General features: G+C 50.4%; 27 protein-coding genes. 20 read left to right on the top strand and 7 right to left on the bottom strand.

Annotation, left to right across the window (positions count from 1 at the left end; genetic code table 11):
* The first annotated feature begins 225 nt into the window (after window positions 1-225).
* The 3 genes from zwf (at window position 226) to kdgA (ending at window position 4469) form a co-directional block, all read left to right on the top strand.
* The gene (zwf, locus tag ACG1VR_RS09305; RefSeq protein WP_039898342.1) at window positions 226-1701 is read left to right on the top strand and encodes a glucose-6-phosphate dehydrogenase; all 1476 of its coding nucleotides are present in this window, start codon (window positions 226-228) and stop codon (window positions 1699-1701) included.
* A 254-nt stretch (window positions 1702-1955) separates the two neighbouring features.
* A complete protein-coding gene (edd, locus tag ACG1VR_RS09310) occupies window positions 1956-3767 on the top strand; it encodes a phosphogluconate dehydratase (protein ID WP_395490766.1) in 1812 nt (603 codons plus the stop codon).
* Between the two features lie 60 nt (window positions 3768-3827).
* Complete coding sequence (gene kdgA, locus ACG1VR_RS09315; RefSeq protein WP_016536935.1) at window positions 3828-4469, top strand: bifunctional 4-hydroxy-2-oxoglutarate aldolase/2-dehydro-3-deoxy-phosphogluconate aldolase; 642 nt, start codon at window positions 3828-3830, stop codon at window positions 4467-4469.
* Between the two features lie 69 nt (window positions 4470-4538).
* Here the strand turns inward: kdgA and purT are convergent, their stop codons facing one another.
* Window positions 4539-5717 (bottom strand): formate-dependent phosphoribosylglycinamide formyltransferase, encoded by a 1179-nt coding sequence (purT, locus tag ACG1VR_RS09320; RefSeq protein WP_039898340.1) that lies wholly within the window; start codon window positions 5715-5717, stop codon window positions 4539-4541.
* Window positions 5718-5853: 136 nt separating this feature from the next.
* Between purT and ACG1VR_RS09325 the strand changes: the two genes are divergently transcribed.
* From ACG1VR_RS09325 to ptrB, 3 genes are all read left to right on the top strand, one after another.
* Window positions 5854-6219 (top strand): YebG family protein, encoded by a 366-nt coding sequence (locus ACG1VR_RS09325; protein WP_395490767.1) that lies wholly within the window; start codon window positions 5854-5856, stop codon window positions 6217-6219.
* Window positions 6220-6338: 119 nt separating this feature from the next.
* Window positions 6339-7010, top strand: a complete 672-nt coding sequence (locus tag ACG1VR_RS09330) for a tellurite resistance TerB family protein (RefSeq protein WP_016536932.1) — start codon at window positions 6339-6341, stop codon at window positions 7008-7010.
* Window positions 7011-7138: 128 nt separating this feature from the next.
* A complete protein-coding gene (ptrB, locus tag ACG1VR_RS09335; RefSeq protein ID WP_395491081.1) occupies window positions 7139-9196 on the top strand; it encodes an oligopeptidase B in 2058 nt (685 codons plus the stop codon).
* Here ptrB and exoX read toward each other — a convergent pair.
* On the bottom strand, window positions 9193-9852 hold the full coding sequence (exoX, locus tag ACG1VR_RS09340) for an exodeoxyribonuclease X (protein WP_016536930.1): 660 nt from the start codon (window positions 9850-9852) through the stop codon (window positions 9193-9195). The two genes, ptrB and exoX, sit on opposite strands and share 4 nt — an antisense overlap.
* A 113-nt stretch (window positions 9853-9965) precedes the next feature.
* Window positions 9966-10196: a DNA polymerase III subunit theta gene (locus ACG1VR_RS09345; protein WP_039898338.1), complete on the bottom strand. Its 231-nt coding sequence runs from the start codon at window positions 10194-10196 to the stop codon at window positions 9966-9968.
* Between the two features lie 141 nt (window positions 10197-10337).
* On the opposite strand from ACG1VR_RS09345, the gene yobA reads away from it, so the two are divergent.
* The 5 genes from yobA to ACG1VR_RS09370 all read left to right on the top strand — a co-directional run bounded on the left by yobA (window position 10338) and on the right by ACG1VR_RS09370 (window position 15271).
* Window positions 10338-10712 (top strand): CopC domain-containing protein YobA, encoded by a 375-nt coding sequence (yobA, locus tag ACG1VR_RS09350; RefSeq protein ID WP_016536928.1) that lies wholly within the window; start codon window positions 10338-10340, stop codon window positions 10710-10712.
* A gap of 5 nt (window positions 10713-10717) precedes the next feature.
* On the top strand, window positions 10718-11593 hold the full coding sequence (copD, locus tag ACG1VR_RS09355; RefSeq protein ID WP_395490768.1) for a copper homeostasis membrane protein CopD: 876 nt from the start codon (window positions 10718-10720) through the stop codon (window positions 11591-11593).
* 29 nt (window positions 11594-11622) lie between these two features.
* Window positions 11623-11967: a YebY family protein gene (locus ACG1VR_RS09360; protein WP_016536926.1), complete on the top strand. Its 345-nt coding sequence runs from the start codon at window positions 11623-11625 to the stop codon at window positions 11965-11967.
* A 1174-nt stretch (window positions 11968-13141) separates the two neighbouring features.
* Window positions 13142-14644, top strand: coding sequence for an AAA family ATPase (locus ACG1VR_RS09365; protein WP_395490769.1), 1503 nt, complete (start codon window positions 13142-13144; stop codon window positions 14642-14644).
* A 3-nt stretch (window positions 14645-14647) separates the two neighbouring features.
* Window positions 14648-15271, top strand: a complete 624-nt coding sequence (locus tag ACG1VR_RS09370) for an HNH endonuclease (RefSeq protein WP_395490770.1) — start codon at window positions 14648-14650, stop codon at window positions 15269-15271.
* Window positions 15272-15419: 148 nt separating this feature from the next.
* Here ACG1VR_RS09370 and ACG1VR_RS09375 read toward each other — a convergent pair whose 3' ends face one another.
* Window positions 15420-15740 carry a phage filamentation protein Fil family protein gene (locus ACG1VR_RS09375; RefSeq protein WP_395490771.1) on the bottom strand — a complete coding sequence of 107 codons (321 nt, stop codon included), beginning with the start codon at window positions 15738-15740 and terminating at the stop codon, window positions 15420-15422.
* Between the two features lie 578 nt (window positions 15741-16318).
* Between ACG1VR_RS09375 and ACG1VR_RS09380 the strand changes: the two genes are divergently transcribed.
* The 9 genes from ACG1VR_RS09380 to ACG1VR_RS09420 all read left to right on the top strand — a co-directional run bounded on the left by ACG1VR_RS09380 (window position 16319) and on the right by ACG1VR_RS09420 (window position 23740).
* On the top strand, window positions 16319-16705 hold the full coding sequence (locus ACG1VR_RS09380) for a helix-turn-helix domain-containing protein (protein WP_395490772.1): 387 nt from the start codon (window positions 16319-16321) through the stop codon (window positions 16703-16705).
* A gap of 110 nt (window positions 16706-16815) precedes the next feature.
* Complete coding sequence (locus ACG1VR_RS09385; protein ID WP_395490773.1) at window positions 16816-17088, top strand: hypothetical protein; 273 nt, start codon at window positions 16816-16818, stop codon at window positions 17086-17088.
* Window positions 17089-17114: 26 nt separating this feature from the next.
* Entirely contained in the window at window positions 17115-17510 is a 396-nt protein-coding gene (locus tag ACG1VR_RS09390; RefSeq protein WP_395490774.1) for an ATP-binding cassette domain-containing protein, read from the top strand.
* An 8-nt stretch (window positions 17511-17518) separates the two neighbouring features.
* Window positions 17519-18343, top strand: a complete 825-nt coding sequence (locus tag ACG1VR_RS09395; protein WP_395490775.1) for an AAA family ATPase — start codon at window positions 17519-17521, stop codon at window positions 18341-18343.
* A gap of 3 nt (window positions 18344-18346) precedes the next feature.
* Window positions 18347-19216, top strand: coding sequence for a DUF4435 domain-containing protein (locus tag ACG1VR_RS09400; RefSeq protein WP_395490776.1), 870 nt, complete (start codon window positions 18347-18349; stop codon window positions 19214-19216).
* A gap of 373 nt (window positions 19217-19589) precedes the next feature.
* Complete coding sequence (locus tag ACG1VR_RS09405; RefSeq protein ID WP_016536925.1) at window positions 19590-20045, top strand: hypothetical protein; 456 nt, start codon at window positions 19590-19592, stop codon at window positions 20043-20045.
* A gap of 145 nt (window positions 20046-20190) precedes the next feature.
* Complete coding sequence (locus ACG1VR_RS09410; protein ID WP_395490777.1) at window positions 20191-21687, top strand: SulP family inorganic anion transporter; 1497 nt, start codon at window positions 20191-20193, stop codon at window positions 21685-21687.
* Between the two features lie 257 nt (window positions 21688-21944).
* A complete protein-coding gene (locus tag ACG1VR_RS09415; RefSeq protein WP_395490778.1) occupies window positions 21945-23192 on the top strand; it encodes an MFS transporter in 1248 nt (415 codons plus the stop codon).
* 17 nt (window positions 23193-23209) lie between these two features.
* The gene (locus tag ACG1VR_RS09420) at window positions 23210-23740 is read left to right on the top strand and encodes a GNAT family N-acetyltransferase (protein ID WP_395490779.1); all 531 of its coding nucleotides are present in this window, start codon (window positions 23210-23212) and stop codon (window positions 23738-23740) included.
* Between the two features lie 26 nt (window positions 23741-23766).
* Here the strand turns inward: ACG1VR_RS09420 and ACG1VR_RS09425 are convergent, their stop codons facing one another.
* The 3 genes from ACG1VR_RS09425 to rsmF all read right to left on the bottom strand — a co-directional run bounded on the left by ACG1VR_RS09425 (window position 23767) and on the right by rsmF (window position 26002).
* Window positions 23767-23958, bottom strand: coding sequence for a YebW family protein (locus ACG1VR_RS09425; RefSeq protein WP_016536921.1), 192 nt, complete (start codon window positions 23956-23958; stop codon window positions 23767-23769).
* Window positions 23959-24208: 250 nt separating this feature from the next.
* Entirely contained in the window at window positions 24209-24448 is a 240-nt protein-coding gene (locus ACG1VR_RS09430; RefSeq protein WP_016536919.1) for a YebV family protein, read from the bottom strand.
* Window positions 24449-24553: 105 nt separating this feature from the next.
* A complete protein-coding gene (rsmF, locus tag ACG1VR_RS09435) occupies window positions 24554-26002 on the bottom strand; it encodes a 16S rRNA (cytosine(1407)-C(5))-methyltransferase RsmF (protein WP_395490780.1) in 1449 nt (482 codons plus the stop codon).
* Window positions 26003-26038 lie beyond the last annotated feature (36 nt).

Raw genomic sequence — 26038 nt, forward strand, 5'->3', positions numbered from 1 at the left:
GGCACCGGTTACATTGTACGAAAAAACGGCATCAAATAACGATTTAGTGCGGCATTCTGGGAAAAGTTAGCAAATGTGGCGATCAAACCGGGCTTAACGGTTGTCGTCAATTCAGCAAAAGCAGTACATTGCAGCGTAATAAAATTACAAGAGTTGCCCGGCTTAATGCTATCCGCGCCCTTCAGGGGCGGTAACGGCCGGGATATCCGAAACGAGGAGACAAACATGGCGGTAACGCAAACAGCCCAGGCGTGCGATCTGGTCATTTTCGGTGCAAAAGGCGACCTGGCGCGCCGGAAACTGTTGCCATCCCTGTATCAGCTGGAAAAAGCAGGTCAAATCCACCCGGACACCCGTATTCTCGGTGTTGGCCGCGCGGAGTGGGATAAAGAGACATACACCAAAGTGGTACGCGAAGCCCTCGAAACCTTCATGAAAGAGAAGATTGACGAGAGCCTGTGGGAAAAACTGAGCGGTCGCCTTGATTTCTGCAACCTGGACGTCAACGACACCGGCGCTTTCTCCAAACTGGGGAAAATGCTCGACCAGCAGAACCGCGTCACAATCAACTATTTCGCGATGCCGCCAAGCACCTTCGGCGCCATCTGCAAAGGTTTGGGTAAAGCGAAGCTCAATGCCAAACCTGCTCGCGTCGTGATGGAAAAACCGCTGGGAACTTCGCTGGAAACCTCCCAGGAGATCAACGACCAGGTTGGTGAATACTTCGAAGAGTGCCAGGTTTACCGTATCGACCACTATCTGGGCAAAGAGACGGTACTCAACCTGCTGGCTCTGCGCTTTGCTAACTCCCTGTTCGCCAACAACTGGGACAACCGCACCATCGATCACGTGGAAATCACCGTGGCCGAGGAAGTGGGCATTGAAGGCCGCTGGGGTTACTTCGATCAGGCCGGGCAGATGCGCGACATGATCCAGAACCACCTGCTGCAAATTCTCTGCATGATTGCTATGTCTCCGCCGTCCGATCTGACTGCTGACCATATCCGCGATGAGAAAGTGAAGGTTCTGCAATCCCTGCGCCGCATCGACCGCACTAACGTGCGGGATAAAACCGTACGCGGTCAGTACACCGCAGGCTTTGCTCAGGGTAAAAAAGTGCCGGGCTACCTCGAAGAAGAGGGCGCTAACAAATCCAGCGCCACCGAAACCTTCGTGGCAATCCGCGTGGACATCGACAACTGGCGCTGGGCCGGCGTGCCGTTCTACCTGCGTACAGGTAAACGTCTGCCAACCAAATGCTCTGAAGTCGTGGTTTACTTCAAGAACCCGGCGCTTAACCTGTTCAAAGACTCCTGGCAGGAGCTGCCGCAGAACAAGCTGACCATTCGCCTGCAGCCGGATGAAGGCGTGGATATCCAGATCCTGAACAAAGTGCCGGGTCTGGAGCACAAGCATAACCTGCAAACCACCAAGCTTGATCTGAGCTACTCCGAGACCTTTAACGAATCGCACCTGGCGGATGCCTACGAGCGTCTGCTGCTGGAAACCATGCGCGGTATTCAGGCGCTGTTCGTTCGTCGCGATGAAGTCGAAGAAGCGTGGAAATGGGTCGACTCCATCACCGAAGCCTGGGCTGCGGACAACGATGCGCCGAAACCTTACCAGGCTGGTACCTGGGGGCCGGTAGCATCGGTTGCTATGATCACCCGCGACGGACACTCATGGAACGAATTTGAGTAACAGTCGCGAAGGTTAACGGCAAACAGGCGATAACAAATCGCTTTCATTTTACCGGTAACATGATCTAACACAGAAGTGGCATAGTTTTTTATGAATTAAAGCCCCGCGTGGATTCACCTGCGGGGCTTTTTTATTTACACTAGCTGAAGCGATTTTGCTCCCGATAGCAGGGTTGATGGGCGGTAAGTCAGTTTTTTGCACCCAAAACGAACCTTCTGTAATACGGGAGAACAGCCACTTTCTGAGGAATTTTTATGAATCCAAATTTGTTACGGGTAACATCGCGCATCATTGAGCGCTCCCGCCCAACGAGAGAAGCCTATCTGGCACGTATCGAGAAGGCTAAGAGCCAAACCGTTCACCGCTCCGAACTGGCCTGCGGTAACCTGGCGCACGGCTTTGCCGCCTGCCAGCCGGATGACAAGGCCGCGCTGAAAAGCATGTTGCGTAACAATATTGCGATCATTACCTCTTACAACGACATGCTCTCCGCCCACCAGCCGTATGAGCATTACCCCGAGCAGATCCGCAAAGCGCTGCATTCCGTTGGTGCAGTCGGGCAGGTTGCTGGCGGCGTTCCGGCCATGTGTGACGGCGTAACCCAGGGGCAGGACGGGATGGAGCTTTCGCTGCTCAGCCGCGAAATCATCGCTATGTCTACCGCCGTGGGTCTGTCTCATAATATGTTTGATGGCGCGCTGTACCTCGGCGTGTGCGATAAAATTGTCCCCGGCCTGACGATGGCCGCGCTCTCCTTTGGCCACCTGCCGGCGGTCTTTGTGCCATCGGGCCCGATGGCCAGCGGCCTGCCAAACAAAGAAAAAGTACGCATTCGCCAGCTGTATGCCGAAGGTAAAGTCGATCGCCTTGCGCTGCTGGAAGCCGAAGCGGCCTCTTATCACGCCCCTGGCACCTGTACCTTCTATGGCACCGCTAACACCAACCAGATGGTGGTTGAGTTTATGGGGATGCAACTGCCGGGCTCTTCATTTGTACAGCCGGATGCCGAACTGCGTCACGCGCTGACCGACGCGGCCGCTCGGCAGGTCACCCGCCTGACCGGCAACGGCAACGAGTGGATGCCGCTGGGCAAAATGATCGATGAAAAAGTGGTGGTGAACGGTATTGTGGCGCTGCTGGCAACCGGCGGCTCTACCAACCACACCATGCATCTGGTGGCGATGGCTCGCGCGGCGGGCATCATTATTAACTGGGATGACTTCTCCGACATTTCTGAGATAGTGCCGCTGCTGGCGCGCCTCTACCCGAACGGCCCGGCGGATATTAACCACTTCCAGGCGGCTGGCGGCGTGCCTGTTCTTATGCGCGAACTGCTGAAAGGCGGCCTGCTGCATGAAGATGTGAATACCGTTGCCGGTTTTGGTTTGCAGCATTACACCATGGAGCCGTGGCTGGACAACGGCGAGCTGGCGTGGCGCGAAGGTGCCAGCAAACCGCTGGACAGCGACGTTATCGCGACCATGGAAAAACCGTTCTCGCGCCACGGCGGCACCAAAGTGCTGAGCGGCAACCTGGGACGCGCGGTGATGAAAACCTCTGCCGTTCCGGTTGAGAATCAGGTAATTGAAGCCCCGGCCGTTATCTTTGAAAGCCAGCATGACGTATTACCGGCCTTTGAGGCAGGTAAACTCGACCGCGACTGCGTAGTAGTGGTGCGCCATCAGGGGCCAAAAGCCAACGGCATGCCAGAATTGCATAAACTTATGCCGCCGCTTGGAGTATTATTGGACCGCTGTTTCAAAATTGCTCTGGTGACCGACGGAAGACTGTCCGGCGCCTCTGGCAAGGTTCCTTCTGCTATCCACGTTACCCCGGAAGCCTACGATGGCGGGCTGCTGGCGAAGGTGCAGGATGGCGATATTATCCGCGTTAACGGCCAGACCGGCGAACTGACGCTGCTGGTGGACGAGGCTGAACTTGCCGCCCGTACCGCTTATCACCCGGATCTCAGCGCAGAGCGCGTGGGAACGGGGCGCGAAATGTTTGGTGCGCTGCGTGAACAGCTTTCCGGCGCTGAACAAGGCGCAACCTGCATTAAATTTTAATCCCGTGGCGGCTTGGCCGCGGCGGTTCACAAATTACAAGTTGGCTGAAGAGGCGCTCAGATGAAAAACTGGAAAACAACAGCGGAACAGATCCTGAAAACAGGACCGGTCGTTCCGGTTATCGTGGTAAACAAGCTGGAACACGCTGTGCCGATGGCAAAAGCGCTGGTAGCCGGTGGCGTGCGTGTGCTGGAAGTTACGCTGCGTACCGCGTGTGCGATGGACGCCATTCGCGCCATCGCCAAAGAAGTGCCGGAAGCCATTATCGGTGCCGGTACCGTGCTGAACCCGCAGCAGCTGGCGGAAGTGACGGAGGCAGGCGCACAGTTCGCTATTAGCCCTGGCCTGACCGAGCCGCTGCTGAAAGCGGCAACCGAAGGCACCATCCCGCTTATCCCGGGTATCAGCACCGTTTCTGAACTGATGCTGGGCATGGACTACGGCCTGAAAGAGTTCAAATTCTTCCCGGCTGAAGCCAATGGCGGCACCAAAGCCCTGCAGGCTATTGCTGGTCCGTTCTCCCAGGTCCGTTTCTGCCCAACCGGCGGTATCTCCCCGGCTAACTACCGTGATTACCTGGCGCTGAAAAGCGTGCTGTGTATCGGCGGCTCCTGGCTGGTTCCGGCGGACGCGCTGGAAGCGGGCGACTACGACCGTATCACCAAACTGGCTCGCGAAGCGGTAGAAGGCGCGAAACAGTAAGCAATAAAAAAGCCCCGCCGCGATGGCAGGGCTTAATCAACAAATCGTCCTTAGTTAAGGGCGATTTTTTTAGCCTTCAACTTTTACCTGAGCCGCAGAAGCAATCGCTCTGGCAACGGCTTCGTCAACGCTATTCCCGGTCGCCAGCGCTACGCCCATGCGGCGTTTACCGCCGATTTCCGGTTTCCCGAACAGGCGCAACTGTAATCCGCCGCCTAATGCCGCCCCGACATTCGAGTATTTAACATTGTCGCTCTGCAACTCGGGCAGGATAACCGCCGAAGCGGCAGGACCGTATTGGCGAATATCACCGACAGGCAGGCCGAGGAAGGCGCGAACATGCAGGGCGAACTCGGACAAGTCCTGCGAGATAAGCGTTACCATGCCTGTGTCGTGTGGGCGAGGGGAGACTTCGCTGAAGATAACCTCGTCGCCGCAAACAAACAGCTCTACGCCGAACAGGCCGTGCCCGCCGAGTGCGGTAACCACTTTCCCGGCAATCTCTTTAGAGCGCTCAAGGGCAAGGTCGCTCATCTGCTGCGGCTGCCAGGACTCGCGGTAGTCGCCATCTTCCTGACGATGGCCAATAGGCGCACAGAAGTGGATCCCGTCCACGGCGCTGATGGTCAGCAGCGTGATTTCAAAATCAAAATTAACCACGCCTTCAACAATCACGCGGCCTTTACCGGCGCGCCCGCCAAGCTGGGCATATTCCCACGCCTGCGGCAGCTGGTCGGCGGTGCGGATGAAACTTTGCCCCTTGCCTGAAGAGCTCATCACCGGTTTAACAATGCACGGCAGGCCGATTTCCTGCACGGCCTGGCGGAACGCCTCTTCGCTGTCCGCAAAACGGTAACTTGAGGTTGGTAACTGTAATTCTTCCGCCGCCAGACGGCGAATACCTTCGCGGTTCATGGTCAGCTTAGCGGCGCGAGCGCACGGCACAACGCGCTGGCCCTGTTGCTCAAGTTCCAGCAGGGCGTCGGTAGCGATAGCTTCAATTTCAGGAACGATAAAGTCAGGCATTTCGGCGGCAACCAGCGCTTTTAGCGCGGCGGCATCCAGCATATTGATGACGTGGCTGCGGTGCGCGACATGCATCGCAGGCGCATTGGCGTAGCGATCTACGGCGATCACTTCCACGCCGAGGCGCTGGCATTCAATGGCCACTTCTTTACCCAATTCACCGGAGCCAAGCAGCATTACTCGAGTAGCTGCCGGGCGCAGAGCTGTTCCCAACGTTGACATGTGATTTAGCCTTAACAGAGAAAAAAGACCGCGGCAGTATAAACGAAAACGTTTGCGTTGGCAGCGCCTTTCCGGCTTGTGTGTTAAAATGAATGACGTTATACTGGATAAATAAACAGGTAAATGGAGCTGCAAAATGGCGGTCGAAATTAAATATGTGGTGGTGAGAGAGGGACAAGAGAAAATGGCCTTTGCCAGTAAAAAGGACGCTGACGCTTACGACAAAATGCTGGATCTAGCCGAAGTGCTGGGTGAATGGCTACAGCAAAGCCCACTCGAGCTTGAAGAAGGGCAGAGCGACACTCTGGCGATGTGGATGGCGGAAAACAAAGACCTGCTGGCAGGCGTGCTGAAAAACGGCAAGCTGCCGGAGCCAGAAACGGCAAGCGTCGGGGCAGAAGCTGCCGCTGCTGAACCAAAAGCGGATGCACAGGAACCGGCTGCGGTATCTGAAGATAACGTTAGCGAACACACCGGGCGCAAACGCACCAAAGCGGCATAACACGGCATGCTGGCGCCGGGCTACCGGCGCGATTCTTTTCCCATCTTTAGCCCTCTGATACGTTTCTTGACGTGCCGTGGCCTACTCTCGACGAGTTAAGCCAATAAGGGGTGCCTGTCATGAATAACTGGTTACAGCAGCTTCAGTCGTTACTGGGGCAATCAACGTCCTCTCAGCAATCTTCCCAGCCAGGCGCTGGCCCGGAGGGGCTTAGCAAGCTGCTGGTGCCCGGCGCACTCGGCGGGCTGGCGGGGCTACTGCTGGCAAGCAAGTCTTCACGCAAATTGCTAACAAAATACGGCACCAGCGCTCTGTTGGTCGGCGGCGGTGCGGTAGCCGGTAGCGTGTTGTGGAACAAGTACAAAGAGCGGGTTCGCCAGAGCCAGCCGCAGGCCAGTGGCTACGGGCATCAGCACTCTTCCGTCGATGTGCGCACGGAGCGCCTGATAACCGCCCTGGTGTTTGCCGCCAAAAGCGATGGTCATATCGACGCCAAAGAACGTCAGTTCATCGAGCAACAGCTGCGCGAAACGGGCATCGACGGCGAAGGCAAAGCCCTGATTGAGCGAGCCATCGACCGGCCGCTGGATCCGCAGCTGCTGGCGCGTGATGTGAAAAACGAAGAGGAAGCGCTGGAGCTTTATTATCTCAGCTGCACCGCTATCGACGTCGATCACTTTATGGAGCGCAGTTACCTCAGCGCGCTGGGCGATGCTCTGAATATCCCGCAGGATGTCAGGGCGAGCATTGAGCAGGACATTCAGCAGCAGAAGCTGGCTCTTCCTGCCTGACGCCTGATTTTCTCCGCTTTTACAGTGCCGGGCTTCCCGGCATTTTCGTGTTATCCCTCACGTTTCGCTTGCAAGCTCGCCTGAATTTGCCACCCTTACAGGGTGTTAAATGACAAATGAAGAAACTGATGCCGCCAAAAGCTAAAAAAATTCCCCACGCTATGACCACTCATGGCGATACCCGCACGGACAACTATTACTGGCTGCGCGACGATGAGCGTGCCGACCCGGCGGTGCTTGAATATCTGAACCAGGAAAATGACTACGGCAAAACGATAATGGAGAGCCAGCGGGCGTTGCAGGACAGGCTGCTGGAAGAGATGATCGCGCGTATTCCGCCGCATGATGTCTCGGCTCCTTATGTCAAAAACGGCTATCGCTACCGGCAGGTGTATGAAAAGGGAAATGAGTACCCGATTTATCAGCGCCAGTCCGCTATGCGTGATGAGTGGGAGGCCTGGGAGCTGCTGCTGGATGCCAACAAACGTGCCGCCCACAGCGAGTTTTACACCATGGGCGGGTTAGCGATTACGCCGGACAATGAAGTCATGGCCCTGGCCGAGGACTATTTATCACGACGCCAGTTTGGCATTCGCCTGCGTAACCTGAAAACCGGCAACTGGTACCCGGAACTGCTGGATAATGTCTCCAGCAGCTTTGTCTGGGCTAATGACTCGGTAACGCTTTACTACGTGCGCAAACACCCGAAAACACTGCTGCCTTACCAGGTCTGGCGGCATACGCTTGGCCATCCGGTTGCGGATGACCAACTGGTGTATGAGGAAAAAGACGATACTTTCTACGTCAGCGTGCATAAGACAACGTCTAAGCACTTTATTGTGATTCATCTTGCCAGCGCGACCACCAGCGAGGCACTGCTGCTGGATGCCGAACTGGCGGATGCTCAGCCGCAGGTATTTGCCCCCCGCCGCAAAGATCACGAATACACGCTTGACCACTACCAGCATAATTTTTACCTGCGCTCCAATAAAGACGGGAAAAACTTCGGTCTTTACCGCAGCGCGGTCAGGGATGAAAAACAGTGGGAGACGCTGATTGCTCCACGCGAGCAGGTGATGCTCGAAGATTTCACCCTGTTCAAAGACTGGCTGGTTGTCGAGGAGCGCCAGCAGGGGCTGACCAGCCTGCGCCAGATTAACCGCCACACCAGAGAATCCACCGGGATTGCTTTTGATGACCCGGCCTATGTGACTTGGCTTGGCTACAACCCGGAGCCGGAGACCGCGTGCCTGCGCTATGGTTACTCTTCCATGACCACGCCGGACACGCTGTTTGAGCTAAATATGGACAGCGGCGAACGCAGGGTCATCAAACAGACCGAAGTTGCGGGCTTTGAGGCCAGCAACTACCGCAGCGAGCATCTCTGGATAACGGCGCGGGATGGCGTTCAGGTACCGGTTTCGCTGGTTTACCACCGCAAGCACTTCCGGCCCGGCAAAAATCCGCTGTTGGTTTACGGCTATGGCTCCTACGGCAGCAGCATGGATGCCGATTTTAGCGGTAGCCGTCTGAGCCTTCTGGATCGCGGCTTTGTCTACGCCATCGCTCACGTACGCGGCGGCGGTGAGCTGGGGCAGCAGTGGTACGAAGACGGTAAATATTTGAAGAAGATGAACACCTTCAACGACTACCTCGACGTCTGCGATGAGCTATTAAAACTAGGGTATGGCGATCCTGACCTGCTCTATGGCATGGGCGGTAGCGCGGGCGGAATGTTGATGGGCACGGCGATTAATTTACGCCCGGAGCTTTTCCACGGCGTGGTGGCCCAGGTGCCGTTTGTCGATGTTGTTACCACGATGCTGGACGAGTCTATCCCGCTGACGACCGGCGAATTTGAAGAGTGGGGCAATCCGCAGGATGAAGAATATTACCGCTATATGAAGCAATACAGCCCTTATGACCAGGTTAGCGAGCAGGCTTACCCGCATTTGCTGGTGACGACCGGCCTGCACGACTCGCAGGTTCAATACTGGGAGCCGGCTAAGTGGGTAGCAAAACTTCGCGATCACAAGCGGGACGATACATTGCTCCTGTTGTGTACCGATATGGACTCAGGGCACGGCGGGAAATCGGGGCGTTTCAAAGCCTATGAGGGCGTGGCGCTGGAGTTTGCCTTCCTGATAGCCCTGGCGCAGGGAACTCTGCCAGGGCGAATGCATTAATCGGCAAGATAATGTTTTAGCGTCATCCGCAGATCCGGGGCCAGCTCTTTGATGTTATTCAGCATCCAGCGAAGATAACCCGGATCGTCCTCGGCGATTTCCGCGATAGGCTTGCCGCGGTATTTGCCAAACATCATGGTGGTCACCAGCGCCGGGCGGCCGGTAACGGTGACCATTTGCTCGGCGCTCCAGCCGGAAACTTCCATTATTTTCAGCAGTAGCGCCGCGGTGATGTAGCAGTCAAACAGCGCCCGGTGCTGATGCAGCCCGGCAGGCGTTTCTACCTCAAGCTTCAGCGATTTATACAGCCCCATATTGCTGTACTTAATCCCCGGCCAAAGGCGACGAGCCAGCTTGACGGTACATATCCAGTCACCCGGCATTTCCGGCAGCATTCGCCTGTCGAAGCTGGCATTGTGGGCGACGTAATAAGGGCTGCCGTGGTAGCGAGGGATAACATCTTCAATCCACGGCTTATCGGCGACCATCTGTTCGGTGATTTTATGAATAGCCATCGCCTGATGGCTGATGGGGCGGTCGGGGCGTACCAAATCGCTCATCGGGTTAACTATCTGGCCGTCGATAATGTCTACCGAGGCCACTTCCACCACGCCGCCCTGCAATCCGCAGGTTTCGGTATCGATAATGCGCAGCATTCGAGGCTCCATTAACAGGTTTTAGCATCCTGCCATACAGGCGTAACGTTTCCGTACCCTAACAAGAAACAGAGTAATATCCATTTCGTCACTTGTTGAGCAGCGGTAATGATTTATTTTTGCTTGGGTTCATACGGCAGGCGAGAGAGTTTTACCGAAGCCAGCCGGTGGGCAATTAACCGCTCGCGGAACCAGGTTCTGAGATGTTCAGGCTGTTCGCGCTCAACCACTTCGGCAACGATCGGCATATTATAACGTTCTTTAAAGGCCACGCCCGCGGCGGCGAGATCGACGTTGACTTTGTCCATCTCTTCCTGGGGCAAATCGGCGAGATTGTAGCTCATCATATCCTCCTGCAATGTCAGCGCAGAAGTTACTGTTTTGCGCCACGGATGACAAGTAACAATAGCTTATCCCGTCTCGACTTGATATCGGGGTGGAGTTATCCTTTCCGCCTTATCACATAACAAAAAGGAATAGTTAATATGGCGTTCATCTCTTCCCGCATCGCAACCGTGGCCGCGTTTGTTGCCGCAATGGCCGTTTCCCCTGCCGTCCTTGCTCACGCACATTTAAAGCAGCAGTCCCCGGCAGCCGATGCCGCTGTTACCGCTTCGCCGCAGGCGCTGACGCTGAGTTTCTCTGAAGGCGTGGAGCCAGGCTTTAGCGGCGTGACCGTTACCGGCCCGCAGCAGGCGAATGTAAAAACCGGCAAAGTGAAGCTCAATGCAACGGATAACAAACAGCTTATTGTGCCGGTAGAAGAGGCGTTAAAGCCGGGTGATTATTCGGTGGACTGGCATGTCGTGTCGGTTGACGGGCACAAAACTAAAGGCAACTACCACTTCTCCGTGAAGTAACCGCCATGCTGTCGGCGTTTTACATCGCGCTGCGCTTTGTCCATTTCACCGCGTTGATGGTGCTGCTTGGCAGCGCCATTTGCTGCTCGCTGTTGGCTCCGCAACGTTTTAAACCGGTACTGGTGCGCCGCCTGCAAATGCAGTGGCGGCCGGCGGTCTGGCTCTCTCTGCTCAGCGCCTGCCTGCTGTTTATGGCTCAGGCCGGGCTGATGGGCGACGGCTGGGCGGATGTGTTCTCCCCGGATGTCTGGCTCGCGGTTGCGGGCACCCGCTTTGGCTCGGTGTGGATCTGGCAACTGCTGCTGGCGGTGGCTACTTTTGGCGTGGTGCTGCTCAGGCCTCGTGCGCTACAGGGATTATTATTGCTGTTGGCCGCCGCCCAGCTCATCTTACTGGCCGGAGCAGGGCATGCCGCAATGCACGACGGCGCTCTCGGCGCTTTTCAACGCATCAATCACGCTATCCATCTTCTGAGCGCGGCCTGGTGGGCGGGCGGTCTTCTGCCGCTGCTGGTCTGTATGCACATGGCGCGCAAACCACGCTGGCGAGGCCCGGCAATTACGGCGATGATGCGTTTTTCCCGTTATGGGCACCTTGCCGTGGCGGCCGTTCTGGTCACCGGCATTGTCAACGGCCTGCTCATTTTGGGCTGGTCTCTGCCTGTGGAAAGCGGGTACTTTCGGCTGCTGGCGCTGAAAGTAGCGCTGGTGGCGGTGATGGTCATTCTGGCGCTGGTTAACCGTTATTTGCTGGTGCCGCGTTTTGATTCCGCACGGGCCGGGGCGCAAAAACGTTTCATCCAGCTGACCTGGCTGGAAGTTATTTTATCGGTGGCGGTAATTCTGCTAGTCAGTATATTCGCGACCTGGGAGCCGTTCTGACGGCAACGAACTGGTTAGATGAGAGATTCATGAAAAAGAGCATTTTGACTTTACTGCTGATGGCCTGCGCCAGTTCCGCGCTTGCCGCCCCGCAAATTATCACCGTGAGCCGCTTTGAGGTGGGTAAAGACAAATGGGCGTTCAACCGCGAAGAGGTGATGCTCAGCTGCCGCGCGGGTAACGCCCTGTTTGCTATTAACCCGAGCACCCTGATGCAGTATCCGCTGAACGATGTTGCGGAACAGCAGGTGAAAAGCGGTAAAACTACCGGGCAGCCGATCGGCGTGATTCAGGTTGATGACCCGCAGCATCCGGGGCAGAAAATGAGCCTTGAGCCATTTGTAGAACGCGCTCAGAAGCTGTGTAAAAGCTAAAAACCGCATAAAATCTCGCCATAAAAAAACAGCAATAACCTCAAGGGGATATTGCTGTTTTTGCATAAACAGTCACCTTAAATGCGGCTTTTTTCTGACCACTTTTGCTGCGGACTGGAAAACCTGCGTCGGTAATCTATTCTTAAGAGGCAAGGCGACTTAGCCTGCATTAATGCCAACTTTTAGCGCACGGCTCTCTCCCAAGAGCCATTTCCCTGGACCGAATACAGGAATCGTGTTCGGTCTTTTTTTATTTGCAAGTCATTACAAGCACTTACAGAGGCCGTTCCGAAATTACTCGAAATTTACTCGAATTTCTATATTCCGGCCTTTTTCCGTTATACCACACTATTTTTCGGTTTAACATTTTTCTAACCGAGAAAAATTAAAGCAAAACGTAACTTTTTTCTCGCGGGTCCAGATACATTTTTGTCGTTTTTTCGGAGGTGTGGCCCAGCAGCTTTTGAGCAAATCAACGAGCGTCTGGGTGATGTGCTGCACGATAATCACGTTGGCGAGAACCCACAGCAGAGAATGACGCGCAGCCGGTGCAGCTTTACGCAGGCGGCCGACTTATCAGAGAGTAGCAGCAATGAGTGACCTGGTGCTGGTCAACGACCGCCTGAATGCGCTGATTGGCAACCTGTCCACACCTGCACGTAAAGAGATGGTGCATAACATCGCGAAGTAGCTGTGTGCCAAGCAGCAGCAGAACACCAAACGTCAGCAGTTACCGGAGATACTCCATATCAGCCGCTCAAAGAGCAGCCGGTACACGGCAGTAAAGACCGGGTAAATGCGAGATGTTTGCGAAGCTGAGCACGGCAAAACAATTGAAGGTGCGGGCAACCTCCGGCCAGACCGTGGTCGAATTTGCCGGGAAAGTACAGCGGTTAGCGCGGGGGAATCATTATGGCCTACGCGAAAGGCAGTAGCGGAAAAGCAAAGATGTGCGATACGAAGCCACCCACTTTTAGGCATTAGTTGTGAACGCTTAGAAATTATTAAGACGATAATAGTCAACGTTCCTAACGTGAAAGCATTCCATGCAGATATCACGTAAATAAACATCACTGCGCACTATTAAAAAAATGAAAAATTAGTTATAAATACTTATTTGAAGTTGAAAATAATCCATTTAATCTTCATCACACTGTAGGGGGTAATTCTGTATATGTCTTTTAGACTTGAACATGTATCTTTTTATGGTAGGTCAGAGTTTGAAGCTAAGAGTGTTTCATTCACTAGTAGGGAGCTTTTTTCGTCTGTCAACGAGAACTATTATACTGTGGTTATAGGTAATAATGGCATTGGAAAAAGTCGGTTATTAGGTAATATAGTCAGGCTTTTTTATTACATTAAGAGAGGTAGAGTACCTAGGGATTTTCCTTATTTTAGCTGCCGGTATGATTTCAATGGCTCCGGATTTGAAATAAACCGAATTGAAGGTATGCGCTGGGATTCTGATTTTTATTCTTCTCTTCCAGGTCCTGAGAGAATTTTCGCAATAACGAACAGCATCTCAGATACATTCCCTAATGATGTGTCTATGTTTTCGCCACTATTTAGGCAAGATGGTGATGTTATCAATTATCACAAAGAAGATTATTTGTATTTCGGCGCTCGTGGGCGAGCAAATAACACATCTTCATATGCTTTGGTTAATAAGTGTTTTGATGTTTTTTTTGATTCTAAAATAACAAAGATCCATCAATCTAAATTCATTCATCTTTTTTCTTTTTTGGAATATTCCCCCTCATTTGAAGTTATTTTCCCATTGAGAAATCCTTATTATGAAAAAGGACGAAGCGGTGATGTCCTTGAAGCCATTAAATCAGAATTGGAAAGGGTTGAGAGGCGGTTGGCATCGGGACGGTCGAACTATTCAAATGAGTCATCATTAAAGCGAATAAAAGAGACCTTGGCAAACTTAGATAAAGAAGATATAGGTGAGCTTAATTCATTGTATATTGATGCCATTAATAATGAAGGTGGTGAGGTTAAAATTAAAATAGACTTCCGTGGAACATTGAAAGAGATCTCTTCACAACAAAGAAAATACAAAATGATAGGGATTCTTATTGATGCGGGCCTTTTGCATAAAAGAATTATCTCTTTTACAAAAAATAATGGTTCAACTTTCTCATTTCAAAAGGCTAGCTCGGGAGAAGCAGGGCTAATTGCCATGTTTATGGGGCTAATTCCAGTGTTAAAAAATAATAGCCTTATTGTTATTGATGAGCCTGAGCTTAGTCTACACCCCTCATGGCAGTTTAAATATATTGAGTTGCTCGACTCTATTCTTAGCGAACTTAAAAGTTGCCATGTCATTATAGCTTCGCATTCGCACTTTATTCTTTCTGATATTCCTGCTGAACGCTCGTGTGTGATCACTCTTAAGGAAGGCGAAGAAGGATGTATATACTCTGAGGAGATTGATGAAAACACTTACGGTGCTTCCGCAGAAAATATTCTATTGAATGTGTTTAAATTGCCCACCACAAGGAATTATTATCTTTCGTCAATGGTTACTAAAGCATTGGAGCTTGTTGCAACGGGACAAAAAAAATCCGATGAATTTAATATCGTCTTGAATAAAATTTCGGAGATAAGAGTAAATTTAAGAGATGAAGACCCATTAAGTAAAGTCATAGAAAATCTGCTTTCTATTAGGTGACATATGACAAGTAAAATAAATAGTCATTATGTTTTGACTGCTCAAGATGCATTTTTAATCAAGACTCATTTTGTGTCTCACAAAGATTGGAATAAGGCTGTTTTCTCATCTTTTAAGGAGTCATTGATTGAGCACTTGCGAAAAGAACAGGGGAATAAATGTTGCTATTGTAAAAGGACGCTAGGATTTGATCTTAAAGAAGTGGAGATAGAACATATAATTCCTAAAAGCGAATATGAAATATTCACCTTTCACACAAAAAATTTGGCGCTCTCATGTCCCGGTTGTAATGTCTCTAAGAATGCCGAGGATGTCCTTAAAGTTAAAATAAAAAGATACCCGACTACAGGAAAGAACTTTAAAATAGTTCATGCTTATTTTGATGATTACTATGATCATATAGAAATTCATAGCAATTCCATATATGAAGGGTTGGATGAAAAGGGGCTAAATACTCTTTCAGCCTGCAAAATATATCGATTAAAAGATGTGTTGAGGCGGCAGCGAGAGAATGATCGTCAACAAGGTTCTGTGCTAGCTCTGCTTATTCAAGCTTTGACACATGCAACACCTGAGCAGCAACAGGATCTGAATCAAGCAATTGAAAGTATCATTATGTCGAAGTAAATGGGAAAAGGAGTACTTTGCTCATCTCTTCCTTCACTGATTGATGAGCAAACACCAACACTTAGATGTTGATGATCTGATGTTTCATTATTTACTTATGAATAATGAAACTATCTCCGAAATCCTGCGCCTGCTCCGTAAACGGATGTCAGCGCTTACCGTTGTCATCTAAAATCCAGCCATGTCCGTAGGACATTAACGGGCTTTGTCTTTTGAGCTGTGCAGCAAATGAAATTATGACGGCACCTAAAACCACGAAAAACGATGAGCCAGGACTGAGGATTGCATCGATTGTTGAAACACAAACCGGGTTAGCCAGTATGCGTACTTGGACGGTCAGTGTGGCGAGGGTTAAACAACGCATACCGCTGTTAATGTTTTGCTGCAGGCTACGTTTGCAGCTAGCACTCAATTGCTCAGTGGAGATCGTGCCGGCAACTAACTGACCAACCTCAGCGGTGTCTTTCATCACATATCTTGGCAGTTTGTTGTTGGCAACCTCGATGACTGGCGTGCCAGGCAGCTACATGGATTAGTAGATTGCCATGTTTGGTCATGGTGGTTTCTACCACTTGACCAGTCTTACGGTTTGTGCAGTTCTGTGTGTAGGTGAAGGGTGGAAGTAGGAGCGAGCAGCACAACTCAGTTAGCTATCGATTTCTACCGTGTAGACAGGCTGATGCGGTTAGCGCTTGCGAAGTCTTGCTTGGAGATAGTTGGGGACGTAGCCATATTCACGGCTTTGTTAACGGCATCATTCGCCGCTTCGCTGATAGCAGGCATTAAAATGGCGGCGACATTGGCAATAAAGTCTTGTTATTAAACTAAGTCAAATGCGTTCTGGGTGTTTGCATTTTCAGTATGCATAACGCAAGTTCCGTATTAATGGTTGTGTTCTATGGTGTTACATGTGGTGTGTAGTCACTTTAGGTCCGTTTTATTATCTTTAAAAATAAAAAACAAATATTAGGTGGTTTTTCTATGCGAATTGAGAACGCGAGAGCATCAGAGGTGCTGGAGCGAATCTTGTCTGCTTATGGGTTTACCATGCAGAAAGAACTGGCAGATCGCTTAGAAATTGCTAAAAGTAATGTTGCGGGTTGGCTCCAGAGAGGGCTGATTCGAGGAAACGTCATTGTTCAATGTGCTTTGGATACTGGTGCGGATGTACAATGGTTGGTTACAGGTGAGTGCGCAAATGCAAGTTATGGTATTGTCGCATCGAAAGTAAAAGGCAAATATTTATACGATGCCGTAATGTCTACCGGAGGCCGTCCTGTATTACGACGTATCTTTGATGCCTATGGATTTACAAATCAGAAACAGCTTTGTGATTTGTTAGGGATATCTTCGGGAACGGTTAGTACTTGGATCCGACGCGAGTTTTTCCTAGGAGATGTGGTCATTACATGCGCGTTGGATACAGGCATATAGATTGAATGATTAGTGATAGGTAAAAACTCCTCAACAAAACAATACCAAACTGACATCATTTCGCTTACAAAAATTAGAATTGATTCAGGTCCATGGGAGCCTGCGGGAGAATGGATAACCGACCTCGGCTTGCTTTCTTCAAATCATTCCAGCAAGTACAGTATACAAAAAATAATAATTTTTGGCTTGTTGATTTCGATGGCAAAAACTTTATAAATGGATGTTGGCTAATGTTAATTGATGACTTGCATGACATTTATAATGTGCTAAAATTACCAGAAAATAGATTGAGAATAATTTCCAATGATCATCACTTTAAATGTGATGAATCAGATGTACAATGTATTGGTAAAGTTAAATATTCAATTTTAAATGATGTGTGATTGAAATTTCAGCGAGGGAGCAAAGAATGCGAAGCATTGAAGTCTTAGGTCTATTTGGTCGGCTTGATTATAAAATAAAGTGCAATGAGAATGAAATAATAATAATTACTGGCCCCAATGGCTATGGTAAAACAACTCTCCTTAAAATAATAAAATCCGTATATAGCAATAACTACGATATGTTTGCAGGGTTGAATTTTAAAAAGATAACAATTAAATTCCAAAATGGAAATTCTGTAGAGATTGTAAAAGATAACGAAAACGTTAAAGTTAAAATTGAAGATATAATTAAAGAGCAGTCTTTTGATTTTCTTGGTTATTATTATAACCAGGCGAAAAGTAAAGATTCTGAAGAAGTAGAGTTTTTCAAAAACGGTAAGACAATAAAGTTCAATATTGGTGCTGAAAGTAAAAAAAATTAGCTATTTTTGTGCTCCCCGAAGATGTGCATAACGAGTTTTTAGAAAACACTCAATGTCGTTTCATAAAAGCACAACGTCTATATGATGAAACCTCCAAAGAAGTAAAAATAACAGACTTCTCAAATGATTTAGTTAATAAGATTAAAAACGTTTCTCTTGAAGCAGCAAAAATAAGTCAGGTATTAGACTCATCATTTCCAACCAGATTATTCAGCAATCTCACAGATGATACTATCCAAACCTCTTCCGAGGCAATTGCTGATAGATTGTATGGCTTGGAATTACGAAAAAGGAATTATATAAAATATAATTTAATCGAAAGTGATGATATGTTTGGATCTTTGGGGTATCTAAATGAAAAAATATCAATTAATTCAAGAGATATTTTAGATTTGTACATCAATGACGCACTAGATAAACTAGCACCTTATGAGCCACTTTATGAAAAAATAGATTTATTTTTTAACCTAATTAATGCTAAAGATTTCGCATTCAAAAAATTAGGCGTTAGTAAGGTCAAAGGTTTCTTCTTTATGGATGAAAATAAAGTGGAAATTCCTTTATCAGAACTTTCATCAGGTGAGCAAAATCAGGTGAATTTATACTATAATATGATTTTTGGTATAAATAAATCATCAATAATATTAATAGATGAGCCTGAGATTTCACTCCATGTGGGTTGGCAAAAAGAATTTATTGAATCTATAGAGAAAATACAAAAAATCAACAAGGTGGCTAACGTCATTATCGCTACTCACTCACCACAGATAATAAATAATAGATGGGATGATGCATATTTCGATCTGTTTGAGATGAGTGTAAAAGGTATATAACGCATGAGCTCAATGAGAGATACTCTAGATGTTTTAGATTGGGTTGATGCGATAATGCTAATGTTCAAGCAACCTAAATTCATTGGCAAAAAATTAGTTGTGGTCGAAGGTCGCTCGGATATTGCATTGCTTAGAAAAACATTTTCTGAGGAAGGCATTTATTATGATTCTCCATGTGAAGGAAAAGAGTCGGTCATAAGAAGTGTACGTAAGTTTCGTGAGCATGGATTATCTCATGCCATCGGTGTTTGTGACGCTGATTTTGACCACATTCTAGGTAATAATTATGACCATATTTATTTAACTGATTATCATGATATTGAAATGATGATGATAACGGATGATTTCATATCTGCATTTTTTCATGAACATACTGACCACAGAAAGTATCCGTCTGAAAATGCGCAATTAATCTGTGAGCGTATCAAAAATTCAATTTTTGAAGTGTGTTATAAAATTGGAGTGTTAAAATTCATTAATCTTGAGCGTTGCTTACGATTAAAATTTGCAGGAATGACATATTCTGCCTTTATCACGATAGACGGCTTTGATATTACATTTGACCTGCATAAATACATTGGTCATATTTTGGCTAGAAATAACATTGAGGTTCAGGATTATAATTTCTATGCCGATCTCTATGAGAATTATATACGTGAAGATCGTGACAAGATGCATATGTGCAATGGGCATGATTTCACATATATATTAGGGATGATATATAAAGAGCCACACACGTTGGATAAAAATATTAGTCAAGAAAAAATTGAAAGAGTACTTAGAATGTCCTATCAAAAAGATGTGTTTGAGAGAACAAATTTGGCTCGGAGTATTATCACTTCGTTACATAGTAATGCCGGGGCTGATGCGTAGACAAAAAATAGTCATACAGTCTATTGCCAAATAATAAACGCATGAATTTTAAAGTAAAAAGGCTGGATTATTAGTATTCGGTCTTTTTTTTGCCCGGAAACCGGCGAGGCTGCCTGCGCAAGAAAGATTTCCCATCACCTTCCTGACCCCACCTGTGCGCTAAAACCATACCATAACTTGCGGGCTTTTCGTCCAGCGTTTTTTTCTGATTTTGTTAATTATTTGTTGCGCAAGAGATTCTGTCGTATGAGGGGGAACCTACCTAAAAGAGTAGGGCTTTTATTCAACTTTTTTCATCGCTAAGTTTTATCATATCGGACTTGGTGGTTTTTTTAGTTTGTCTGTCTCAGGGAGGAGAGCGTAAGGATGAGTAATGAAAATAATAATGTTTACCGTGGGGCTTTTGGCGGCTTCGCTTTCAGGCGCCCACGGCGCAGAGCAGCAAAGAGAATATAATACCTGGCATAAAAAGAATGGCGTGCTGTATGGCATGACGCAGACCGCCGAGCACGAGCCGGTGCTGGTCAGTATCGGTAACGCCGGGTTTGAGTCGGCAAATATGGTTGTTTCGTATACCCGAAGCGGTAACTGTGACGAAGCCGGGCGCAGCGCAAAACTGGAAATTGACGGCAAAATTGTTCCTGCGGAATATCGCTGTTTTCCACTCAAAGATAAAATTCTCGAGCATTTTGTTATAGCCGAAGCCGCGCAGGCCAATTATGTGGTCGAACGGCTGACTTCAGATTTCACGGTGTTAATTCAGAAGGACATCAAGCTGTGGGCGGCAAACGTTAAGTCTCCTAAATTTGGCGTCGGCCCGCGTCTTTAAATTCGTGCTTTGCTTTCCGGCATCGGAGTATGATGCCGGTCACAAAAATTCGCATCACGCCCGGGACGAAGCTACAATCCCCAGCCTTGCTGACCGTGTTCCCGTAGAGGCGCGGCGTTCATAACAAATAAGCCTGCATTTCACTATGACAAACCAAACCGAGCTTGCCGCTCAACATGCGCGTGAAAATAATCTTCGCGCCGTGCTTCGTTCGCCGCGCCTGATCCAGCGCGAAATTTTAGCCGGGGTGGTCACTGCCCTGGCGCTAATCCCCGAAGTTATCTCTTTCTCGCTGATTGCCGGAGTTGACCCCAAAGTCAGCCTAATCGCTTCCATTGTCTTGTGCCTGGCGATGTCGATACTTGGCGGACGTCCGGCGATGGTCACCGCCGCTGCCGGGTCTGTTGCTTTGGTTATTGGGCCGATGGTGCACGAGTATGGCGTGGGCTACATCCTGCCCGCGGTTGTGCTGGCCGGAGGTATTCAGATCCTGTTCGGCGTGACCGGCCTGGCGCGCATGATGCGCTACATTCCGCTGTCGGTGATGACCGGTTTTGTAAACGCTCTGGGGATACTGATTTTCTTTGCTCAGGTGCCGCACGTCTGGGGGCAAAGCCAGCTGGTCTGGGTGCTATTCGCTATTACGCTTGCCGTGGTTTTACTTCTACCCAGAGTGCTCAAATCCGTGCCTTCGCCGCTGGTGGCGATTGTGCTGGTGACCGCCGCCAGCGTTGCAATGGGCTGGACGCTGCCTACCGTTGGCGACAGCGGGCCAATGAAGGCAGGGCTGCCGGGGTTAACTGAACTGCTGGTTCCGCTCAATATGGAGACGCTGCACATTATCTGGCCTTGCGCGCTGAGCATCGCATTCGTCGGGCTTATGGAGTCACTGCTCACGGCCAAACTGGTGGATGAGCTGACCGATACGCCTTCCAGTAAACGCCGCGAGTGCTGGGGGCTTGGCCTGTCCAATATCTTTGCCGGTTTTTATGGGGGGATTGCGGGCTGCGCGATGATTGGTCAAACCATTGTTAACGTGGAGCTGGGGAGAGGGCGCACGCGGCTTTCTACTCTGTCTGCGGCGCTGGTACTGCTGCTCCTGGTCACGGCGTTAAGCTCCGTCATGGCAAAAATTCCTATGGTGGTGCTGGCCGGAATCATGATGATTGTTGCGGTGAAAACGCTGAACTGGCACAGCGTCTCGCCCGCGACTCTGCGCAGGATGCCGGTCCCTGAAACGCTGGTGATGCTGACCACCGTCGCTGTCACCGTTTATACGGACAACCTGGCCCTGGGCGTGCTGGGCGGAGTGATTTTCGCTATGATGCTGTTCGCTCGCCGCATTGCGCATGTGGTAAAAGCGGAGCGTCAGCTTTCTGATGATGGAAACGCGGTGACCTACCGGGTCCGTGGCCCGCTATTTTTTGCCAGCAGCAATGATTTGGTGGAACATTTTCACTATGCCGACGATCCGCAGCGGGTGATTATCGACTTGACCCATGCTCAGATTTGGGATGCCTCAACGGTTGCCGTCCTGGATGCGGTTGAAACCCGCTACCGGCGTTACAATGCCGACGTCGAGATTATTGGCCTGGATGTACGCAGCGCCGATTTCCATCAGCGTTTAAGCGGCAAGCTTTAGTCTTTTAATCGGCAGCTTTTGGCTGCCGATTTCACTTTTTATTGATGCAGGATTAAACACCACTTTTTGAGCAGTACGTCACAATTTTTCACTACATTTCGCTGCCTTCCAGACCCTTTGAATCATAAGCTCGGGAATTAAACAATCCTGCAACATTTCCGTTGCGGCACCTTTCGGAATATCTTATTACTATTTAACCGCTTATTTATCTGCAAGCGGCCCCGCCTCCACTATAACGATAATTAACAGGAAAAATTATGACGACAAAATATGCCGTCCGGGAGGACGTTACGCCGGGTTTTATTCAAACGCTAAAAACCTTCCCGTCTACGGTGATTGCGCTGCTGTTTTTTACTTTGGTTATTCGCTTCAGTTATTTTATGGCATGGCCGTTTATGACGGTGATAATGACCCGTAATTACCATCTGTCGCCCGTTTCGGTCGGAATAGCGATGACCAGCAGCGCGCTGCTGGCAGTAGGGCTGGGCATGTACGGCGGCCAGCTGTCGGACAAGCTGGGGCGGCGCGGCATATTGTCGCTTGGGTGCGCTTTATCTTTTGTCGGTTATGCCCTGTTGGGGCTGGCGGGCGGGATGACTCTATTTATCATGGGATTAATGATTGTCGGGGTCTGCTTCGCCTGGGTTGAGCCGCCGATCAGAGCCCTGATGAGTGATTTATTAGGCGACCGCCGCCGCCGCGCGCTGGCGCTGCAAATACGTTATTACCTCGTCAACGTTGCCGCAGTAACCGGCCCGCTGGTGGGAATAGCATTTGGGCTTACGTCGCAAAAAGGCACTTTTGTTATTACCGCAATAAGCTATTTGCCGCTGCTGGTTTATACCTTGCTTTATATTCCAGCGGGAAAGTTAATCAGTGATAATACGCAGTCAGCGCCGACTATAAGGCTGAGGGATATTATGCTTATCATTGCCCGCGATAAACTTTTTGTCGCCGCGCTGATGTGCAGTATTTTATGCGCCGTGGTGTTTGTTCACTATGAGTCCGTGGTGCCGCTTTACCTGCTGACGCTCGACGCGGAGGCCGCGGTGAAGCTCATCACGCTGATCCTGGTTTCTAACGCCTGTACCGTGCTAATAGCCCAGCTTTTCCTGGTGCGCTTCCTGGCCCGGGTCAGCTTGCCTAACCGTATTCTGCTGGGCGGGGCTATTTTCGCGCTTTCCCAACTGCTGTTTTGGTCGGTGCGCGCCCCGGATGCCCTGTTATGGGTGGGCGTGACTATCGTTTTCAGTATTGGAGAGGCGATTTTGATGCCGAACCTGAACATCCTGCTGGATCAGTTGGCCCCGGATGAACACCGGGGGGCTTATCTGGGCGCTTCCACTTTGTCCACGCTTGGTATTGCGCTGGGGCCGTTAATCGGCGGAGTGATGTTAACCCTGACCGGGGCGGGCGTTTTTCTCAGCACCGCGCTGTTTAGCCTGCTGCTGTGCGCTATTATCTACGCCAGCAAAGCGGGCATACGGCAGCGATTACAAGAATAAATTTTGCGGGAGTTATTATGTTTACCGAAGCACCACGAATTGAAACAGAGCGTCTGATCCTGCGTCATTTTACGCTGGACGATTACCCGGCCCTGGTTGCCTGCTGGTCTGACCCGGAAATGGTGAAGTTTATCGGCGGCGGCAAACCACAGGATAAAGAAATGAGCTGGGGAAGGCTGCTGCGTTACATCGGCCACTGGCAGGCTCTGGGCTATGGCTACTGGGCGTTGTTTGAGAAGCAAAGCGGTCATTTTGTCGGGGCATTTGGCTTTCAGAATGCTCAGCGCGACCTGACTCCTGCGCTGGAATACCCTGAGGCGGGCTGGACGTTAATACCAGCGGCTCACGGCAAAGGTTATGCGGTGGAAGCTCTGGAAGCGGTGCTGAGCTGGGCGGATGAGTGCTTCGATGTGCCGGTATGCTGCATTATTGATGACGACAATCAGCGCTCGATTCGGCTGGCGGAGCGTTTTGGCTTCCGTTTTCAGCACTATGTGGACTATCACAATAAGCAGGTAAGAATGCTGGTTCGCCCGCTTAACCGCTAATCCCTTAACAGGCGGCCTGAATCCACTCAGAAATCAGCGTATTCCTGAGCAGGCCGCCAGAACCCATCGATAAACTCTTCAACCGGATAACAGCCGCCGTGGCGCATGCGCTGCTCGCTCATCGCGCTCAGGCACTGGCGTTCGGTATTAAACACCTCAAGAACCAGATCGTCGCAGCCGCCATCCAGGTAACAAACGAATAAAACCAAAGCAAACATTAGCGCCTCTTAACCGCTTCGTTTGGTTTAAGTGTAGGGGAGCTGGCAGGATAGGGGGAATAAACCTTTAAAATAACCCGTCATGAGGACGGGGAGACTGCCGACAAAGTTCATTGATTTAAAAATCCTGAACTTCGGTCTGACAAAAACAATGAATAATGTCCTCTGACTTGCCCCAAACGGTCGAAAACCACGTTTTTCGGCTGTTTGTCATGGAAATAACCCGTCCGGGAGACGGGTTCATCTTGAGTCAGGCAAGGCGCATGACCCAGGCATCACGCTGCTGGTCGTAATGTTGAAGGTAAAGAACGGAATGTTCACCGTCCAGTACGGCGGGAATGGAGGTTTTATCGTCCCACGCATCCAGCTGCATGCACAGGTCAGGGTCGGATTTGCAGGGGATGCTTAACGTTCGATCCCCCTGCTGTTCACCGTGTAATTCGGCATCGTCGATTTCGAATATACCGATTCGGACATTGGTTTTTGTCATCTCGCGCTCCTTGTTATCTGCGGCAGGTGGTATGACCAGTAGGTCGCCCCATTTTCAGCGTAGTCAAGGCAGCACAAATTGCCAAATAAAAAAGTGCTTATTTCTTTATTCGGCTCGGGGAGCGGCAAATAACTTACCGTCGCGCACCAGATCCCGCGGGTAGCTGTTTTTCAGGCGTGAACCCACTTTGCGCGCAAGGCCGAGTGGTTGCCTCTGAAAAGTGACAATCACCTCATCGCGTGACGGTGTCACTTCAGGGTAAATGTCCCGCCCACGATACCACTCTTCGGCCTCCGGTTCGCTCAGCTCGAAGCAAAGCGGATTGTCACTTTTTACCAGGGCAATCACAGCTTCGTGCTGCCAGCGGAAGCCTTTATTGTGCTGTTCAGCCAGGCGCAGGCCAATTCGGGAGAAGCGCACTTTGCCGATAAGCGGCTCTATTTCAGTCGGGAACAGCCAGATCTCTTTATCCCGCTGCCACAGGCGAAGCTGGTCTCCCCAGATTAAGCCCGATTTTTCAGCCGCCGCCGTAACATCGGCTGCCGCTTTGCCTTTCATTGGCGCAAAGGGGAATTTCCCTACTTTATAACCCGGCTCGGGAAGCTGTTCGATAGATGCGGTTTTGCGCAGGCGCGCAACGAAAAAACCTTCACAGTCGTAGATCTGCGGGAAGACGTGCAGGAAACCTTCCGGCGTAAGGGCGCGCTTCGCTTCGGGGAAAAGCTCGCCAAGAGGCGCAATTTCAACCGCCTGCGGGTAAGTGTCCAGTAGCCACTGGCAGATTTGCTGGTTTTCTTCGCGGTTTAGCGTGCAGGTAGAGTAAACCAGCGTGCCTCCTGGGCGAAGAGCATGGAACGCGCTTTCAATCAGCTCACGCTGCGTATTGGCAATCTCCGCCGTGCTTTCCGGTGACCAGTTGCGAAGCGCATCGGGGTCTTTACGCACCACGCCTTCGCCGGAACAGGGGGCGTCCAGCAAAATAGCGTCAAAAGCTTCCGGCAGGGCTGCACCAAAAACGCGGCCGTCAAAATGGGTCAGGGCAACGTTGCTGATGCCGCAGCGGCTGATGTTGGCGTGCAGCACCTTTACCCGGCTGGCCGAATACTCGTTGGCGAGGATCGCTCCATTGTTGCCCAATCGGGCGGCTATTTGGGTGGTTTTGGATCCCGGGGCAGCGGCCACATCCATGATGCGTTCCGGCTGGTTACCATCGGCAAACAGGGCGGCAACCGGCAGCATCGAGCTGGCTTCCTGGATGTAAAAAAGGCCGCTTAAATGTTCGGCGGTGCTGCCCAGGGGAAGCGTATTTTCATCATCGCGCTCAATCCAGAAGCCCTCTTCGCACCACGGAACCGGCGTCAGCCGCCAGCCGTAAGGCGCAACAAGCGCTAAAAAGTCGCTCACGGTTATCTTCAGCGTGTTCACCCGAAGGCTGCGGCGCAGCGGTAGCTGGCAGTATTCGATAAAGCTTTCCAGCGTCTGGTCGGCGGGAAGCGCCTCACTAATAGCGTCGAGGAAAGCTTGCGGAAGATAAACGGCAGTAGGTTGAGCCATGAAAAACGCCCCTGGAAAAAATAAGGGGCGCAGTTT

Source organism: Cedecea davisae (assembly GCF_044095835.1).
Classification (GTDB): Bacteria; Pseudomonadota; Gammaproteobacteria; order Enterobacterales; family Enterobacteriaceae; genus Cedecea; species Cedecea davisae.

Bases quoted from the DNA above. Each gene is read 5' to 3' on its own strand.
- edd (WP_395490766.1), top strand. From the start codon at position 1,956: ATGAATCCAAATTTGTTACGGGTAACATCGCGCATCATTGAGCGCTCC.
- ACG1VR_RS09345 (WP_039898338.1), bottom strand. From the start codon at position 10,196: ATGAGCTACAATCTCGCCGATTTGCCCCAGGAAGAGATGGACAAAGTC.
- ACG1VR_RS09330 (WP_016536932.1), top strand. From the start codon at position 6,339: ATGAATAACTGGTTACAGCAGCTTCAGTCGTTACTGGGGCAATCAACG.
- ACG1VR_RS09390 (WP_395490774.1), top strand. From the start codon at position 17,115: ATGCGAAGCATTGAAGTCTTAGGTCTATTTGGTCGGCTTGATTATAAA.
- ACG1VR_RS09425 (WP_016536921.1), bottom strand. From the start codon at position 23,958: ATGTTTGCTTTGGTTTTATTCGTTTGTTACCTGGATGGCGGCTGCGAC.
- ACG1VR_RS09410 (WP_395490777.1), top strand. From the start codon at position 20,191: ATGACAAACCAAACCGAGCTTGCCGCTCAACATGCGCGTGAAAATAAT.
- ACG1VR_RS09365 (WP_395490769.1), top strand. From the start codon at position 13,142: ATGTCTTTTAGACTTGAACATGTATCTTTTTATGGTAGGTCAGAGTTT.
- yobA (WP_016536928.1), top strand. From the start codon at position 10,338: ATGGCGTTCATCTCTTCCCGCATCGCAACCGTGGCCGCGTTTGTTGCC.
- ACG1VR_RS09420 (WP_395490779.1), top strand. From the start codon at position 23,210: ATGTTTACCGAAGCACCACGAATTGAAACAGAGCGTCTGATCCTGCGT.
- kdgA (WP_016536935.1), top strand. From the start codon at position 3,828: ATGAAAAACTGGAAAACAACAGCGGAACAGATCCTGAAAACAGGACCG.
- ACG1VR_RS09430 (WP_016536919.1), bottom strand. From the start codon at position 24,448: ATGACAAAAACCAATGTCCGAATCGGTATATTCGAAATCGACGATGCC.
- ptrB (WP_395491081.1), top strand. From the start codon at position 7,139: ATGCCGCCAAAAGCTAAAAAAATTCCCCACGCTATGACCACTCATGGC.
- ACG1VR_RS09375 (WP_395490771.1), bottom strand. From the start codon at position 15,740: ATGAAAGACACCGCTGAGGTTGGTCAGTTAGTTGCCGGCACGATCTCC.
- ACG1VR_RS09380 (WP_395490772.1), top strand. From the start codon at position 16,319: ATGCAGAAAGAACTGGCAGATCGCTTAGAAATTGCTAAAAGTAATGTT.
- purT (WP_039898340.1), bottom strand. From the start codon at position 5,717: ATGTCAACGTTGGGAACAGCTCTGCGCCCGGCAGCTACTCGAGTAATG.
- copD (WP_395490768.1), top strand. From the start codon at position 10,718: ATGCTGTCGGCGTTTTACATCGCGCTGCGCTTTGTCCATTTCACCGCG.
- zwf (WP_039898342.1), top strand. From the start codon at position 226: ATGGCGGTAACGCAAACAGCCCAGGCGTGCGATCTGGTCATTTTCGGT.
- rsmF (WP_395490780.1), bottom strand. From the start codon at position 26,002: ATGGCTCAACCTACTGCCGTTTATCTTCCGCAAGCTTTCCTCGACGCT.
- ACG1VR_RS09415 (WP_395490778.1), top strand. From the start codon at position 21,945: ATGACGACAAAATATGCCGTCCGGGAGGACGTTACGCCGGGTTTTATT.
- ACG1VR_RS09385 (WP_395490773.1), top strand. From the start codon at position 16,816: ATGGATAACCGACCTCGGCTTGCTTTCTTCAAATCATTCCAGCAAGTA.
- ACG1VR_RS09360 (WP_016536926.1), top strand. From the start codon at position 11,623: ATGAAAAAGAGCATTTTGACTTTACTGCTGATGGCCTGCGCCAGTTCC.
- exoX (WP_016536930.1), bottom strand. From the start codon at position 9,852: ATGCTGCGCATTATCGATACCGAAACCTGCGGATTGCAGGGCGGCGTG.
- ACG1VR_RS09370 (WP_395490770.1), top strand. From the start codon at position 14,648: ATGACAAGTAAAATAAATAGTCATTATGTTTTGACTGCTCAAGATGCA.
- ACG1VR_RS09325 (WP_395490767.1), top strand. From the start codon at position 5,854: ATGGCGGTCGAAATTAAATATGTGGTGGTGAGAGAGGGACAAGAGAAA.
- ACG1VR_RS09405 (WP_016536925.1), top strand. From the start codon at position 19,590: ATGAAAATAATAATGTTTACCGTGGGGCTTTTGGCGGCTTCGCTTTCA.
- ACG1VR_RS09400 (WP_395490776.1), top strand. From the start codon at position 18,347: ATGAGCTCAATGAGAGATACTCTAGATGTTTTAGATTGGGTTGATGCG.